This window comes from Enterobacter cloacae complex sp. GF14B (assembly GCF_004136805.1).
Taxonomy (GTDB): domain Bacteria; phylum Pseudomonadota; class Gammaproteobacteria; order Enterobacterales; family Enterobacteriaceae; genus Enterobacter; species Enterobacter hormaechei_C.
Genome location: NZ_QFRV01000085.1, coordinates 1 through 16,168, shown reverse-complemented (window position 1 = coordinate 16,168; position 16,168 = coordinate 1). Strand labels below are relative to the sequence as shown.

General features: G+C 55.7%; 16 protein-coding genes. 13 read left to right on the top strand and 3 right to left on the bottom strand.

Annotated elements, in window-relative coordinates; genetic code table 11:
• Positions 1–539 precede the first annotated feature (539 nt).
• Complete coding sequence (locus DD606_RS20770; protein ID WP_032608267.1) at positions 540–1,493, top strand: nickel/cobalt transporter; 954 nt, start codon at positions 540–542, stop codon at positions 1,491–1,493.
• 33 nt (positions 1,494–1,526) lie between these two features.
• On the opposite strand, the gene proP is transcribed toward DD606_RS20770, so the two are convergent.
• Entirely contained in the window at positions 1,527–3,029 is a 1,503-nt protein-coding gene (gene proP / locus DD606_RS20765; protein ID WP_003860199.1) for a glycine betaine/L-proline transporter ProP, read from the bottom strand.
• 645 nt (positions 3,030–3,674) lie between these two features.
• On the opposite strand from proP, the gene kdgT reads away from it, so the two are divergent.
• A complete protein-coding gene (gene kdgT, locus DD606_RS20760; protein ID WP_003860201.1) occupies positions 3,675–4,667 on the top strand; it encodes a 2-keto-3-deoxygluconate transporter in 993 nt (330 codons plus the stop codon).
• Positions 4,668–4,703: 36 nt separating this feature from the next.
• On the opposite strand, the gene DD606_RS20755 is transcribed toward kdgT, so the two are convergent.
• Entirely contained in the window at positions 4,704–5,582 is an 879-nt protein-coding gene (locus DD606_RS20755) for a diguanylate cyclase regulator RdcB family protein (protein WP_003860203.1), read from the bottom strand.
• Positions 5,579–7,933, bottom strand: a complete 2,355-nt coding sequence (gene crfC, locus DD606_RS20750) for a clamp-binding protein CrfC (protein WP_032608264.1) — start codon at positions 7,931–7,933, stop codon at positions 5,579–5,581. The genes DD606_RS20755 and crfC overlap by 4 nt, the downstream gene beginning before the upstream one ends.
• Positions 7,934–8,524: 591 nt before the next feature.
• On the opposite strand from crfC, the gene DD606_RS20745 reads away from it, so the two are divergent.
• From DD606_RS20745 to DD606_RS20695, 11 genes are all read left to right on the top strand, one after another.
• The gene (locus DD606_RS20745; protein WP_003860206.1) at positions 8,525–8,860 is read left to right on the top strand and encodes a zinc ribbon domain-containing protein YjdM; all 336 of its coding nucleotides are present in this window, start codon (positions 8,525–8,527) and stop codon (positions 8,858–8,860) included.
• Between the two features lie 80 nt (positions 8,861–8,940).
• A complete protein-coding gene (yjdN, locus tag DD606_RS20740; RefSeq protein ID WP_023315239.1) occupies positions 8,941–9,372 on the top strand; it encodes a VOC family metalloprotein YjdN in 432 nt (143 codons plus the stop codon).
• Between the two features lie 173 nt (positions 9,373–9,545).
• Positions 9,546–10,334, top strand: a complete 789-nt coding sequence (gene phnC / locus DD606_RS20735) for a phosphonate ABC transporter ATP-binding protein (RefSeq protein WP_003860210.1) — start codon at positions 9,546–9,548, stop codon at positions 10,332–10,334.
• 22 nt (positions 10,335–10,356) lie between these two features.
• Positions 10,357–11,373, top strand: a complete 1,017-nt coding sequence (gene phnD, locus DD606_RS20730; protein ID WP_023324026.1) for a phosphonate ABC transporter substrate-binding protein — start codon at positions 10,357–10,359, stop codon at positions 11,371–11,373.
• Positions 11,374–11,426: 53 nt separating this feature from the next.
• The gene (gene phnE / locus DD606_RS20725) at positions 11,427–12,206 is read left to right on the top strand and encodes a phosphonate ABC transporter, permease protein PhnE (protein WP_023302942.1); all 780 of its coding nucleotides are present in this window, start codon (positions 11,427–11,429) and stop codon (positions 12,204–12,206) included.
• A 20-nt stretch (positions 12,207–12,226) separates the two neighbouring features.
• Positions 12,227–12,952: a phosphonate metabolism transcriptional regulator PhnF gene (gene phnF / locus DD606_RS20720; RefSeq protein ID WP_003860215.1), complete on the top strand. Its 726-nt coding sequence runs from the start codon at positions 12,227–12,229 to the stop codon at positions 12,950–12,952.
• Positions 12,953–13,405 (top strand): phosphonate C-P lyase system protein PhnG, encoded by a 453-nt coding sequence (gene phnG / locus DD606_RS20715; RefSeq protein WP_003860217.1) that lies wholly within the window; start codon positions 12,953–12,955, stop codon positions 13,403–13,405.
• On the top strand, positions 13,402–13,986 hold the full coding sequence (gene phnH / locus DD606_RS20710; RefSeq protein ID WP_003860219.1) for a phosphonate C-P lyase system protein PhnH: 585 nt from the start codon (positions 13,402–13,404) through the stop codon (positions 13,984–13,986). The genes phnG and phnH overlap by 4 nt, the downstream gene beginning before the upstream one ends.
• Positions 13,986–15,050 carry a carbon-phosphorus lyase complex subunit PhnI gene (locus DD606_RS20705; protein ID WP_045894777.1) on the top strand — a complete coding sequence of 355 codons (1,065 nt, stop codon included), beginning with the start codon at positions 13,986–13,988 and terminating at the stop codon, positions 15,048–15,050. The genes phnH and DD606_RS20705 overlap by 1 nt, the downstream gene beginning before the upstream one ends.
• The gene (phnJ, locus tag DD606_RS20700; protein ID WP_006810438.1) at positions 15,043–15,888 is read left to right on the top strand and encodes an alpha-D-ribose 1-methylphosphonate 5-phosphate C-P-lyase PhnJ; all 846 of its coding nucleotides are present in this window, start codon (positions 15,043–15,045) and stop codon (positions 15,886–15,888) included. Before DD606_RS20705 ends, phnJ begins: the two co-directional genes overlap by 8 nt.
• On the top strand, positions 15,885–16,168 hold a 284-nt coding region (locus tag DD606_RS20695), incomplete at its 3' end, for an ATP-binding cassette domain-containing protein (RefSeq protein ID WP_129259059.1). The genes phnJ and DD606_RS20695, both read left to right, overlap by 4 nt.

Sequence of the window (16,168 nt, the reverse complement as noted above, 5' to 3'; positions counted from 1 at the left end):
GTGTTAGGCCTGCCGCCAGCGTTCAATCTGAGCCATGATCAAACTCTTCAATTTAAAAGTTTGATGCTCAATGAATTAAACTTCGTAATGAATTACGTGTTCACTCGTTGAGACTTGGTATTCATTTTTCGTCCGAGGACGTTAAGAATCCATGTCACTTTGAGTGCCCACACAGATTGTCTGATAAATTGTTAAAGAGCAGTGCAACGCGGCTTTCGCTCACCGTTGCGAGGTGGCGTATATTACGCTTTCCTCTTTCAGAGTCAACCCTGATTTTCAGGATTTTTTCTCTTCAACCGACCGGGTTGTTTGTGAAGTGATTCACATCCGCCGTGTCGATGGAGGCGCATTATAGGGAGTTCCCGAGCGACCGCAACAGAAAAGTTGCAAAAAAATGACTGATTGCTGTATTCCCCAGCAAAACCCCGCCTTATACCTTTTTACGCACAGACTTATCCACAATCCATTGACGATCCCGGTGTGATCCAGCGATTTGAACACTATACTAGCGGCAAATATTTCTCTCGCGGGTCAACCTCATGACGACACAACGACTTCAACGTGACTGGCGTCTCCCAACTGCCGGGCTCGCCGTGCTGGTGTTACTTATGGCAGGTTTTGCACTGCATGAGCACTGGAATGCTTTTATTCAGTGGTGCCTCGCCACCCAGATCACCCTGCACCGTTATCTGGTGATGTATTTGCTGCAACTTAATAATCATCAGTACAGCGGTGGGCTGTGGTTGTTAACCGGTGCGTTTCTTTATGGTGTACTCCATGCCGTTGGACCGGGACACGGCAAATTCATCGTCACCACGTATCTCACCACCAATAAAGAGAGCCAGCTCGCGGCGCGCGTCGTACCGTTTATCGGTAGCCTGATGCAGGGCGTCAGCGCAATCGCCTTTGTCTTTATCCTGGCGGTTGGATTGAACCTCGCGTCAGGGGATATCAGCACCAGCCGTTGGTACGTCGAGAAAATCAGCGCCCTACTGATTGCCGCCTTCGGTGCATTTATCATTTATCAGGCGCTCAGCAGCCTGCGTCCGCGCAAAATGGCGATTAGCGCCATCAAGCCGCTTCACCAGCATAATGAACATTGTGGCTGCGGCCATCACGGCGTAGGGGTGGATCTGGCTAAAAGCGACTGGAAAACCCGTCTGGGCGTGGTGCTGGCCATAGGCGCACGCCCGTGCAGCGGGGCAATTATGATCCTGATGTTCTCGAATGCGCTCGGCATTATTAGCTGGGGGATTGCTGCTGTGATGACAATGTCGCTGGGCACGGCGCTGTCGATTATGGGGCTGTCGCTGGCAGTACGTTACGCACGTGAACGCACAGTAGCCTGGTTTGGTGGCGGCACGTCCCTGAACTGGATAATGCCGATGGTCAAAATTGCCGGAGGGGTTGTTCTGATACTGTTCGCGACGGTCCTGTTCCTGACGGTGATCCCCGTCAGCGCTGGCGGCGACTACATCGCCGCAGGATGCTAATAAAAGAAAACCCGCCAGCGGCGGGTTTTTTTATCACTCGTTAATTCTCGGATGCTGGTCAACCAGGCGAGAACGTTTTTTCTGGAGCGCCTCGATCTCTGCGTCAATATCTTCAATCTTCTGCTCTACATTATCGTAGTGCTCACGCAGGATCTCTTTCGCTTCCTGAATATCAGACGCCGCAGGCGTTGCCCCTTTCAGGGGACGATTCGCCGTCTCCTTCATGGTAATACCGGTAATCAGGCCGACCACCGCAATGACCATCAGATAGTAAGCAGGCATCATCAGGTTCTGCGTGCTCTCCACCAGTGAAGCAGCAAGTGTCGGCGTCAGGCCCGCAATCAGAACGGAGATATTAAAGGCTGCCGCCAGCGCACTGTAGCGAATATGCGTCGGGAACATTGCCGGCAGCGTAGAAGCCATCACCCCGATGAAGCAGTTAAGGATCACCGCCAGCATCAGCAGACCGGCGAAAATCAGCCCCAGCACATTGCTGTTAATCAGAATAAAGGCCGGAATTGCCAGTGCGAACAAGGCGACGCTGCCGAGAATAATGAATGGCTTACGGCCAAAGCGGTCGCTCAACAGACCCATAATCGGCTGCACAAACAGCATACCTACCATGATGGCGATAATAATCAGCACACCGTGGTCTTCCGAGTAGTGCAGGTTATGCGACAGGTAGCTCGGCATGTAGGTCAGCAGCATGTAATAGGTGACGTTGGTGGAAATCACCAGACCAATACAGGTCAGCAGGCTGCGCCAGTGTTTGGTCGCAATCTCCTTGAACGACACTTTCGGGCCATCCTGTAACCCTTCACGGTCACCCTGCTCCAGCTTTTCAACGTGCTGCTGGAACGCAGGCGTCTCTTCCAGGGCGTGACGCAGGTAAAGCCCAATGATGCCCAGCGGCAGCGCCAGGAAGAACGGAATACGCCAGCCCCAGTCAAGGAAGTTCTCTTCACCCACTACGGTTGAGATCAGAACGACAACCCCCGCGCCCATGACGAATCCGGCAATCGAACCAAAGTCCAGCCAGCTGCCCATAAAGCCGCGTTTACGGTCCGGAGAATATTCGGCGACAAAAATCGATGCACCGGTATATTCGCCGCCAACGGAGAAGCCCTGCGCCATCTTACAGATCAACAGCAGAATCGGCGCCCATATACCAATAGTCGCATACGACGGAATAAGGCCGATACAGAATGTACTTATCGACATGATGACAATGGTAATAGCCAGGATTTTCTGGCGACCATATTTATCACCCAGCATGCCGAAGAAAAGACCACCAAGAGGGCGAATCAGGAAGGGAACGGAGAACGTACCCAGCGCGGCAATCATCTGCAAGCTGGGATCGGCACCGGGGAAGAACACTTTACCAAGTGCATAGGCCACAAAGCCGTAAACACCAAAATCGAACCACTCCATCGCATTACCGAGCGAGGCCGCTGTAATCGCTTTGCGCAGTTTCGCGTCATCAATAATGGTGACATCGCGCAGCGTGATGGGTTTTACTTTTTTCCTTCTAAGCATAGCTTTCCTCGTAGACTCAGCCCCGTCCGTTTCACAGCGCATTTTGCAAGCTGTGAACCAGAGATCCGCTCCATGCGAATCTCCTTATTCAAGCGTAGCAGGTTTACTTACATTGACGTTTTACCTCAATACAACCGAACCTGTTGACGCCTGTCTGGGCAGTTAAAGACCTTTTTACCCTACCAGCGTTTATATATGTGATCAACTTCACATATATTTTTCCTGTTCGTAAGATGCCTTCAGCTTTTGTCAATTCACGATAAGTAAGGTCATTCTCAACCCCCTTATCAAACAGATCTTAACGCCCGTTATTATTCATTCCCAAACAAAATACAATCACATTTCTTCACAGCGAATTTACACAAAATTTAATTATTAATCGTGGGCAATCCTGTTTCCATTCAATATGTGACGGAGATAACTAAAACAGTGTTTCGTTTTGATTGAATCGCAATTCCAGAGATCGCATGATAAATCCGAACACGATATCTCAGCGGCTTTCAAATGAAGGAATACTGAACGCCTTAATTTCACTTTACAGCATAAGTAACGAATCGATTGGCCTCCAAAAAGGCAATCATTTGAATTTGTTGATCTATTTTTGAGATTTCCGCCAGCCACGCGGGCGAGATGTGAGGGTTAATGATGAAGATTAAAGCAACTATAGAACGCATCCCGGGCGGGATGATGCTGGTCCCGCTGGTACTTGGCGCGATATTAAATACGCTGGCCCCGAATACCGGTGCTTATTTTGGCGGTTTTACAAAAGGTATGATCACCGGAACGGTACCGATTCTGGCAGTCTGGTTCTTTTGCATCGGCGCATCTATTAACTTGCGTGCAACAGGTACGGTATTACGTAAATCAGGGACGTTGGTCATTACTAAAATTGCGGTCGCCTGGGTTGTTGCCATGATCTGTGCGATGTTCATTCCGGAGAATGGAATTCAGACTGGCTTCTTCGCCGGATTATCCGTTCTGGCCATTGTCTCAGCAATGGATATGACCAACGGCGGTCTCTATGCCAGCCTGATGAATCAATATGGCACCAAAGAAGAATCGGGCGCGTTCGTGCTGATGTCCCTGGAGTCGGGTCCACTGATGACGATGTTGATTCTGGGTTCTGCTGGCCTTGCCTCCTTTGAACTACACCATTTTGTCGGGGCGATCCTGCCGTTCCTGATTGGTTTTGCGCTGGGTAACCTCGATCACGATCTGCGCGATTTCTTCAGCAAAGCCACCCCGGTACTGATCCCGTTCTTCGGCTTCGCGTTGGGCAATACCATCAACCTGAACGTAATTCTGGAAACCGGCCTGCTGGGTATTGTGCTGGGTGTTGCCGTCATCGTCATCACGGGTATTCCGCTGATTATTGCAGACCGCGTCATCGGGGGCGGCAACGGAACCGCGGGTGTGGCCGCCTCTTCGGCCGCAGGCGCTGCGGTAGCCAACCCGGTGATTATCGCCCAGATTAACCCGGCCTTTGAACCCGTAGCCGCTTCCGCCACGGCTCTGGTTGCCGCCAGCGTGATTGTGACGGCAATTCTGGTCCCTATCATCACGGCACTGTACGCCAGACGCTTTGGGCATGTGCCTGAGTCCCGGACAGAACATGAAGCGGTAGAAATGCACCACTAACCCTTTCGCCCCCCTCTTTAAAAAGAGGGGGGGCAATCACGTACCAAATATCTCTTCCACCATGCCATCCACAAGCCGTTTTGCCGAACAGAGTCTTGGCATCCCCAGCGCGACCGTTTGCCAGCTCTGCGTCACTGACCAGCTCACCGGATGTTTTTCCGCCTGACACCAGTCCCCCAGCCAGCCCAGCATATCTTTATAATCAATCAGACCGGGAGAAGCGGGCGTCGTCAGCCACTGATGGTAAAAATGCCGGGTGGTGGGAGAAGCATTAATCTCCTGTGCCAGATAATTTGCGGCCATGCTGCGCAGGTTATCTTTCAGCATGGCCGCCACATCACTATTCGCCAGACGACAGGCATCGCCAAACGCCCCCCAGCGCAACTCTTCCAGCACGATAAAGCAGCGGCCAGCCAGCGACCAGCCGTCATACTGCCCGGCTCGCCAGCGGGTAAAAATTTGCTCGCTGTGCTCACCCGCCTGAACCGTAAGACCGCGCTGCGCGAGCGCTTTCTCTTTATAGGCGGCACGCTGGTTGAAATGTGCGGAGAGCTCCTCGTACTGTTGCAACAATCCGGGAGGTTGAGGGAGGCGTGGATTCACCTGCTGGCGCAGGGCTACCAGCCTGTCGGACATACGGGTCAGCGCAAGGTGTCCGGGGTCGAGCATACCGGCAAGTTTCTCCGCCAGACCCAGCCGCAGTGCTGCATTTTCGTTGAGCATTCCCGCCATTGCCCACGGCCGCAGCCGGGTCTGCGTAATGATCTCCTGCGTCAAACGCTCACGAAATTGTAGTTGCTGTGGCCCCAGGAGGGCGTGACGTGCAGCATCCGCCCCCTGGACCAAATCGACCATAAATTTTGGATGAATACACTCCAGCGTCCGCCCGGGACCGTCCAGTAGCTGTGTTGTCATGGTTGCTCTGCCGCGAATAAGGTTTGAATATCATCGCGTAACAGTCGGGTATCTTCCTGAATCCACGCCGCAGTGGTCATACTTTGCTTCAACAACTGGCTAAGCGCCCGGGTTGAATGCTCATTCTGCTGCCGAACGGCAAGGCTATCACGCAAGCTTTCCTGTAACCCGGTCAGGCACAACGAAAACTCTGCAAAGAACGTTGCCATACCTGCCGTAACAGAGACATCGACCTGCGCGGCCAAAGCTTTACGAATTTGATCGCAAAACTGATCGGTATGTTGCGTAAATTTGCCATGAAGCTGAGCGATGTCGATGACATAGCGTGTGCGCGTCACGACATACTCCTCCCAGCCCCAGCCGGGATTATTGAGCCAGCGCGAGACGGTATTACGTACGCTGCCTGCCCCTGCTGGCTGACTGGCGGGAGGGGTGTCCTGCACAATGGCATCATTAAATAACCCGCGCGTATTGAAATTAAGCTGGTTTGCCTGAAACGCCGGGAAGCTAATCCGCGCCCGAAATCCGGCATGACTGAGCTGTTCCTTAATTCGCGTCTCGATGGGTCGCATCGCCTCATTCAACGATCGGGCGAGCGTAGACTCCAGCTGATCGAAGCGTAACGCCAGCTCCCGGCCAATTCTGCTCTGCGCATTCAGCATAATCTGCTCGCATGACGATCGGATCTTGCTCAGGACAATCTGCGCCTGCCCTTCATCGTCAAGCACCAGCTGCTGGATCGCATCCGCGTCGTCTTCACGCAAACTGGATGGCTCGCGGCCTGCTAAGTCAAGAATAGACGGGCGGCTAAAAATGTCGCCCAGCGCCTGGTGAAGTTCATCTTTCTGGCGAAGCAGAAAAGCATCCGTTGCGTTGAGCGCCTCTTCAACTTCATGCTGGACCTCATCGCTCACCACGCTCTGCCGCTGACGCAGCATCGTCATATCCTCTTCCAGGCGCGCAATATTCAGCTCCAGCTCATCAAAAGCGACCGTCAGTCCCTGATGGCGAAAGTCCAGGTATTCTCTGGCATTTTGCGCATAGTTCAGCAGCTTATGCGATGCCGACCGTAAAGCGAACAGTGAGGCGTTGGCGTAAGCCGCGTAAATCAGTTTGCGGATGGGCTGTTCGAACAGCGAATCCTCCCACAGCAGATCCGCCGCATGGCGAATATGGTCAATATCGTCCAGGTCGGCCGTTCGCCAGCGGCGGCCCAGCGCGGCCTCGGCAAAATCCTGTACCCAACGCTGATCCTGATGATCGGGAAGGCGCCCATGGACGTTCATCTCATAGCGGGCGCGGTTTGCCAGATAGGCCCACATGGAAGAGACCGGATAAATTTGCCCCGGAGAAATATTCCCTTTCATCAGCGTGCCGGAAATCATCGCCCGCACCTGCTCTTCATCGTCGCTATTACGATCTTTCTGATCGAATTTGTTGACCAGGGCGTAAAGCGGCACGGATTTCCCGGCAGCCGAAATTGCCTGACGAACCTCAGCATCAGAAATGGATTTAAGCTGGGTGTAGTCCATCACCGCCAGAACGGCGGAGGCGCGCGCCAACTGCTCATTGAGCATTTTTTGCAGGTGCGGCTGACCGGCCTCGTTCGGCCCCGGCGTGTCGAGCAGCGTCAGTTGCCCCAGGTGCGCATCCAGACCGGCGAGATGCACAAACTCCACCTCAATCACCGGAATATGTTCAATCGCGGCATACTCAGAGAACGGAAACTCCACGCCCAGCGCCTGAGAAAGCCGCACCAGATCGTTCAGGCTTTTCAGACAATGAAAGATGGGCTCCGCGCCCAGGTGATGTTTTTCAAACGCCTCACCTCTTTCTATGCGCTCCAGCAGCGTATTCATGTCCTTGTCGATTTCCAGACGCCGCGCCAGCTTGCCGCGATCTTTATCGCACAGTTTTTTCTGCAACTGGGTAATCAGGGTATCGATGGGCGAAACGTGCAAAAAATGCAGCACCGGCTCCTTCTGGCCCGGCGTATGGCGGATCAGCGTGGGAAGCGCCGTCATCGGACGATTGCGGTTCGGCAGCACTTCCGTGCCCACAATCGCATTAATGGTGGTCGATTTTCCCGCTTTCATGGTACCCACAATCGCCAGTACCATTTCGAGGCGGGTTATTTTGCGTAATTCATTATTCAGCATCGCCTGCTGAGCGTCGACACCTCGTGCGCTAAAATGCAATGGCAAAACGTTGTTATTAACGCCGCTCATGGCAGCGGTTGTGCTATCCAGTTTTGCAATCGGCATAGATTTTAATGAATCAAGATTGTTCAGAGCGAGCTGTAACAAACGTTCAGCTTCCTGGCTTAATTCAAATATGGTCTGTGTGTGCATGATAAAAGCCTTCCCTTAACGCAAATTTATTACTTTTATTAAGCCACGATGTTTTAATTATACTTTTCAGGCTTATATGATCACGTATGGAAAACATGTTCATTTAATACAACTAACTGAAGATAATGAGAATTTAAAACCCACCCTCGTAATACGTGTAAAACATCCCCTGGCCAGAAAGCCAAAAGTGAATAGACAAAACGCATTTTCAGGAAACATCAGGATATATCATCGTTATTTACCCACCAAAAAAGAGAGGTATTCCCTGACGCCAAAAGATGTATGTCGTCAGAGGAGGGTAGATAAATAACGGCTTGTTCCTTCACCTTATCCGAAATGGCACAGCGTAGCAATTTGCTGTAATAAAATATTCGATACATTTAGCATGATTACGATCTCTGCCGTTCAGGGCATACGCTTCCCTTAATTCACTGACAGTTCGTGTCATCGCTTGCGCATTTATGCGCTATTTTTATAAAACAATATCACCGACAAAAGTGGGGATTTGCGTTATACTCGCTGCCTTTTTCGGCACACTGCCGTCATTTAGCTGGCGTTTTCCAGCGTGTTAACACTTTTGAGGATACCCACATGCAACTTCCACACTGCCCGAAATGCAATTCTGAATACACCTATGAAGACAATGGCATGTTCGTTTGCCCGGAATGCGCCCATGAATGGAACGATGCGGAGCCTGCGCAGGACAGCGATGCGCTGATCGTGAAAGACGCGAATGGCAACCTGCTGGCAGACGGCGACAGCGTTACCGTTGTGAAAGATCTTAAGGTAAAAGGCAGCTCCTCCATGCTGAAGATCGGCACTAAAGTTAAAAATATCCGTCTGGTTGAAGGCGATCATAATATTGACTGCAAAATTGACGGCTTCGGTCCGATGAAACTGAAATCTGAGTTCGTGAAAAAGAACTGATTGTCCCGCCCGGTGACGCTTCGCTTACCGGGCGTTCGGGAACTACACTTAACGGGCTTTTCTTACGTGAGGTAAAGATTATGCCGTTAAGTCCCTACATCTCTTTCGCCGGCAACTGTGCGGAGGCGGCCGCCTTCTATCAGCAGGCCGTCGGCGCAGAACTCCTCTACAAAATCACCTTCGGCGAAATGCCCAAAGACGAAAACAGCGAAGAAGGCTGTCCGTCAGGCATGAACTTCCCGGATACCGCCATCGCCCACTCTAATGTCCGCATTGCCGGAAGCGATATCATGATGAGCGATGGTCTGCCACCCGGTAGCAGCACGCAGTACGCCGGATTTACGCTGGTGCTCGACACGCAGGACGTGGATGAAGGCAAACGCTGGTTCGACAACCTCTCTGATGGCGGCAATGTCGAAATGGCCTGGCAGGAGACTTTCTGGGCGCACGGATTCGGGAAAGTCACCGATAAATACGGCGTGCCGTGGATGATTAACGTCGTTAAATCGTAGGCCGCATAAGCGCAGCGCATCCGGCAACAGCGCCCGGTGGCGCTGCGCTGGCCGGGCCTAGGGTGATTGTCATCAAACTCCCCTCAACTCTTCAAACTCCCGCAACCAACACTTAACCTGAATGTCATATTGATGCGCCAGCATGAGGCCACATTTATCGTGAGGCCGGGCACATGCAAACTGTCATTCGCGTCGAGAAACTGAGCAAAACCTTCCATCACAACAAGGCGCTGCATGCCGTTGATCTGACCGTCCAGCAGGGCGAAATGGTGGCGCTGTTGGGGCCGTCTGGTTCAGGTAAATCCACCCTTCTTCGTCACTTGAGCGGCCTGATTACCTGTGACAAAACGCCGGAAAGCCGCGTCGAACTGCTGGGGAACACCGTGCAACATGCGGGGCGTCTGGCGAGCGATATTCGCAAAAGCCGCGCTCAGACGGGCTATATCTTTCAGCAGTTCAACCTGGTGAACCGCCTGACCGTGCTCGAGAACGTGCTGATTGGCGCGCTCGGCAGCACCCCGTTCTGGCGCACCTGCCTGCGCTGGTTCTCCCCATCCCAGAAGCAAGAAGCCTTACAGGCGCTGACCCGCGTCGGCATGGCGCATTTCGCCCACCAGCGCGTCTCCACGCTCTCCGGCGGACAGCAGCAGCGCGTCGCCATTGCCCGCGCCCTGATGCAGAAAGCCAAAATTATCCTGGCCGATGAACCTATCGCCTCGCTGGATCCGGAGTCCGCCCGCATCGTGATGGAAACCCTGCGCGACATCAATCAGAACGACGGCATCACCGTGGTGGTGACGCTGCATCAGGTGGATTACGCCCTGCGCTACTGCGAGCGCATCGTCGCCCTGCGTCAGGGACATGTGTTCTTTGATGGCGCAAGCCACCAGTTTGATAACGAACGTTTTGACCATCTCTACCGCAGCGTAAACCGCGTCGAAGAGCGCGCGCAGGCTGCATAACGACCCATAACGAGGAATGGAAATGAGCTATAAAACGGTTGCCGCGCTGGCCTTCACCAGCATGTTCAGCATCAGCACCCTGTTAAGCCCGGCCCACGCCGAGGAGCAGGAAAAAGCACTGAACTTTGGCATCATTTCGACAGAATCACAGCAGAACCTGAAACCCCAGTGGGAACCGTTCCTGAAAGATATGGAAACCAAACTGGGGATCAAAGTGAACGCGTTCTTCGCCCCGGATTACGCGGGCATCATTCAGGGAATGCGCTTCAACAAAGTCGACATCGCCTGGTATGGCAACCTCTCTGCTATGGAAGCGGTAGATCGCGCGAACGGCCAGGTGTTCGCCCAGACCGTTGCGGCAGACGGCTCTCCGGGCTACTGGAGCGTGCTGATCGTTAACAAAGACAGCCCGATCAACAACCTCAACGACATGCTCGCCAAACGCAAAGAGCTGACCTTTGGTAACGGCGACCCGAACTCTACCTCCGGCTTCCTCGTCCCTGGCTACTACGTCTTCGCGAAAAACAACGTCTCCGCCAGCGACTTTAAGCGCACGGTTAACGCCAGCCACGAAACCAATGCCCTGGCCGTGGCGAATAAGCAGGTTGACGTTGCTACCAACAACACTGAAAACCTCGACAAGCTGAAGACCTCCGCGCCGGAAAAGCTGAAGGAAATCAAGGTTATCTGGAAATCACCGCTGATCCCGGGCGACCCGATCGTGTGGCGCAAAAACCTCTCCGAGAACACCAAGGACAAGGTCTACGACTTCTTTATGAACTACGGCAAAACGCCGGAAGAGAAAGCGGTTCTGGCACGTCTGGGCTGGGCACCGTTCCGCGCGTCCAGCGATTTGCAACTGGTGCCGATTCGCCAGCTGGCGCTGTTCAAGCAGATGCAGGGCGTGAAGGACAACAAAGGCCTGAAGGACGAAGAGAAGAACAGCAAAGTGTCGGAAATTCAGGCGCAGCTGGACGATCTTGACCGCCTGACCGCCGCGCTCGGCGCCATGACCAGCGTGAATAAAGCGGTGCAGTAACGACTTTCTCCCTCTCCCTCAAGGGAGAGGGGACTAAACCCAAAGGAGCCAACATGCAAACCATCACCCTCCCGCCGCCAAAACGCAGCTGGTTCTCGCTCATAAGCTGGGCTGTTCTGCTGGCGGTGCTCGTTATCTCCTGGAAGGGCGCGGAGATGGATCCGCTGCTGCTCTTCAGGGACTCAGGCAACATGGCGACCTTCGCCGCCGACTTCTTCCCACCGGACTTCAGCCAGTGGCAGGACTACCTCGGTGAAATGGCGATCACCCTGCAAATTGCCGTCTGGGGCACCGCCCTCGCCGTGATCCTCTCCATTCCATTTGGCCTGATGAGCGCCGAAAACATCGTGCCATGGTGGGTTTACCAGCCGATGCGCCGCCTGATGGACGCCTGTCGCGCCATCAACGAAATGGTCTTTGCGATGCTATTCGTGGTCGCCGTCGGCCTGGGTCCGTTCGCGGGCGTGATGGCGCTGTTCATCCACACCACCGGCGTGCTCTCCAAGCTGCTCTCCGAAGCGGTTGAAGCCATCGAGCCCGGCCCGGTGGAAGGCATCCGGGCAACCGGAGCGAACAAAATCGAAGAGATCCTGTACGGCGTCCTGCCGCAGGTGATGCCGTTGCTCATCTCCTATTCCCTGTACCGCTTCGAGTCCAACGTTCGCTCCGCCACCGTGGTCGGCATGGTGGGCGCAGGCGGCATTGGCGTCACCCTGTGGGAAGCGATTCGTGGTTTCCAGTTCCAGCAAACCTGCGCCCTGATGGTGCTCATCATCGTCACCGTCAGCCTGCTGGATTTCCTCTCTCAACGTTTGCGTAAGCACTTCATCTGAGAAGCGAGGCTTTGATTGGTATGCACTTATCCAGACATCCGACCAGTTACCCCACCCGCTGGCAAGAGATTGCGGCAAAGCTCGAAGTGGAGCTGCGCACGCACTATCGCTGCGGAGACTACCTGCCTGCCGAGCAGCAGCTTGCCGACCGCTACGAAGTGAATCGTCACACCCTGCGTCGTGCCATCGATCAACTGGTGGAGCGCGGCTGGGTCCAGCGTCGTCAGGGCGTCGGCGTGCTGGTGCTGATGCGTCCGTTTGACTACCCGCTTAATGCCCAGGCGCGTTTTAGCCAGAACCTTCTCGATCAGGGCAGCCACCCCACCAGCGAAAAGCTGTTGTCTGTCCTGCGCCCGGCCTCCCGCCACGTGGCGGACGCGCTGGGGATTCAGGAGGGCGACAACGTCGTTCACCTGCGCACGTTGCGCCGGGTGAACGGCGTGGCGGTCTGTCAGATCGACCACTACTTCGCGGACCTCACCCTCTGGCCCGTTCTGCAACATTTCGCCAGCGGTTCCCTGCATGATTTTCTTCAGGACGCGACGGGTATCGTGCTCAAACGCACCCAGACGCGCATCAGCGCCCGCCGCGCGCAGGCGAAAGAGAGCAAGGTGCTGGAGATCCCCAACATGGCCCCGCTGCTCTGCGTGCGCACCCTCAACCACCGTGACGGCGACGTCAACGCAACGGAATACTCCGTCAGCCTGACCCGCGCCGACATGATTGAATTTACCATGGAGCACTGAATGCACTTCGACACCTCCACTCGTCAGCGCTGGATGCGCGTGCTGGCCCACAGCCAGCCTGCTGCGCTGGCTGCCCGCATGAACGCGCTCGGCCTGACGCCGGATTACGACACGATCCGCGCGCCGGAGATCGGCCTGGTGCAGATCCAGGCACGCATGGGCGGCACCGGCGAGCGCTTCTTCGCCGGCGATGCCACCCTCACCCGCGCGGTGATCCGCCTGAAAAGCGGCACGCTGGGCTACGGCTACGTACTTGGCCGCGACAAAACGCACGCCGAGCGCTGCGCAGCGATCGACGCGCTTTTACAGGAACAGCCGCATTTTCAGACGTTAATGGAAACCCTTATTGCCCCGCTGGAAGCTGACCGCGCCGCACGCCTTGCCGCGCGTCAGGCCGAAGTAAATACCAGCCGGGTCGACTTCTTTACGCTCGTTCGCGGAGACAACGCATGACGCTTCAACCTGCTTTTACCCTGGCCGTCCAGGATGCCCAACAGAGTTTCCGTCGACTGCTGAAAGCCATGAGCGAGCCGGGCGTCATTGTCTCGCTGCACCAGCTCTCCCAGGGCTGGCTGCCGCTGAACCTCGCCTCTACCAGCGTGCTGCTGACGCTGGCGGACAACGACACCCCGGTATGGCTATCAGGGGCATTGCTGAACGATATCGCCAGCCAGAACCTGCGCTTTCACACCAACGCGCCGCTGGTCGAGCAGCCCCAGCAGGCGGTCTTCGCCGTGGCCGACGAGCAAATCAGCCATGAACAACTTAATGCCCTGAGCGAAGGCAGCGCCGTCGCACCGGAAACCAGCGCTACGCTGATTTTGCAGGTCTCCAGCCTGAGCGGTGGCCGCATGCTACGCCTGACGGGGGCAGGGATCGCCGACGAGCGGATGGTCGCCCCCCAGCTGCCGGAGTGCATCATTCATGAGCTGACCGAGCGCCCGCATCCGTTCCCGCTCGGTATCGACCTGATCCTGACCTGCGGCGAGCGCCTGCTGGCGATCCCGAGAACAACTCACGTGGAGGTGTGCTGATGTACGTTGCCGTCAAAGGGGGCGAGAAGGCGATTGCCGCCGCCCATGCCTTGCAGGAGCACAGACGCCGGGGGGATGACGCCTTACCCGAGCTGAGCGTCGCCCAGATTGAACAGCAGTTAAACCTGGCCGTCGACCGCGTGATGACCGAAGGCGGCATCGCAGACCGCGAGCTGGCGGCGCTGGCGCTGAAACAGGCCAGCGGCGATAACGTGGAAGCCATTTTCCTGCTGCGCGCTTACCGCACTACGCTTGCGAAGCTGGTGGTAAGCGAGCCGGTGAAAACGGCGGAAATGCGTTTAGAGCGCCGTATTTCTGCGGTGTACAAAGATATTCCTGGCGGCCAGCTGCTTGGTCCGACCTACGACTACACCCATCGCCTGCTGGACTTCACTCTACTGGCGAACGGTGAAACACCGCAGCTCAGCGTCTCTGACGCTGAACAAGACGCCTCCCCGCACGTCTTTAGCCTGCTGGCAAACCAGGGGCTGGCGAAGGCGGAAGAAGACACCGGCAGCACACCGGATGACATCACTCGCACGCCGCCGGTCTATCCCTGTTCGCGCTCGTCCCGCCTGCAACAGCTGATGCGCGGCGATGAAGGGTATCTGCTGGCGCTGGCCTACTCCACGCAGCGCGGCTACGGGCGCAACCACCCGTTCGCGGCAGAGATCCGCAGCGGTTATCTCGATGTCGAAATTGTGCCGGAAGAGCTGGGTTTTGCGGTGAACATCGGCGAACTGCTGATGACCGAGTGCGAAATGGTCAACGGTTTTGTCGCGCCAGAGAATGAAGATCCGCATTTTACCCGCGGCTACGGGCTGGTGTATGGCCTGAGCGAGCGCAAGGCGATGGCGATGGCGCTGGTTGACCGTGCGCTCCAGGCGCCGGACTACGGCGAGCATATTGCAGGCCCGGCACAGGACGAAGAGTTCGTGCTGGCCCACGCGGATAACGTTGAGGCCGCCGGCTTTGTCTCGCACCTCAAGCTGCCGCACTACGTCGATTTCCAGGCCGAACTGGAACTGCTGAAACGCCTGCAACGGGAGCGCGCCAATGGCTAACTTAAGCGGCTACAACTTTGCCTATCTGGACGAGCAAACTAAACGCATGATCCGCCGCGCCATCCTTAAGGCTGTGGCGATCCCCGGCTACCAGGTGCCGTTCGGCGGCCGCGAAATGCCGATGCCCTACGGCTGGGGCACCGGCGGTATTCAGATCACCGCCAGCGTGATCGGCGAAGCGGACGTGCTGAAGGTCATCGACCAGGGGGCAGACGACACCACCAACGCCGTGTCGATCCGCAACTTCTTTAAGCGCGTAACGGGCGTCAACACCACTGAAAAAACCGAAGACGCGACGCTGATCCAGACCCGTCACCGCATTCCGGAGACCCCGCTGACTGAAGATCAGATTTTGATTTTCCAGGTGCCGATCCCGGAGCCACTGCGTTTTATCGAGCCGCGGGAAACCGAAACCCGCACCATGCACGCCCTGGAAGAGTACGGGATCATGCAGGTCAAACTGTATGAGGACATCGCCCGCTTCGGCCATATCGCCACCACCTACGCCTATCCGGTGAAGGTGAACGGCCGCTACGTGATGGACCCGTCGCCGATCCCGAAATTCGATAACCCGAAGATGGACATGATGCCCGCCCTGCAACTTTTTGGTGCCGGACGGGAAAAACGCATCTACGCCGTACCGCCGTACACCCGTGTGGAGAGCCTGGATTTTGACGATCACCCGTTTACGGTGCAGGAGTGGGACGAGCCGTGCGCCATCTGCGGTTCGAAGCATAGCTATCTGGATGAAGTGGTGCTGGACGACACGGGCAAACGGATGTTTGTCTGCTCCGACACCGATTACTGCCGCCAACAGAGCGAGGCGAACAGCCAATGAAACCGCTGCTTTCGGTTAATAACCTGACTCACCTTTATGCGCCGGGCAAAGGCTTTAGCGACGTGTCGTTTGAGCTGTGGCCGGGCGAAGTGCTGGGCATTGTCGGCGAGTCCGGCTCCGGTAAAACCACCCTGCTGAAGTCCATCTCCGCGCGCCTGACGCCGCAGAATGGCGACATTTTGTATGAGGGCGTGTCGCTGTATGGCATGAGCGAAGCCGAGCGCCGCCGCCTGCTGCGCACCGAGTGGGGCGTGGTGCACCAGCACCCGATGGATGGCCT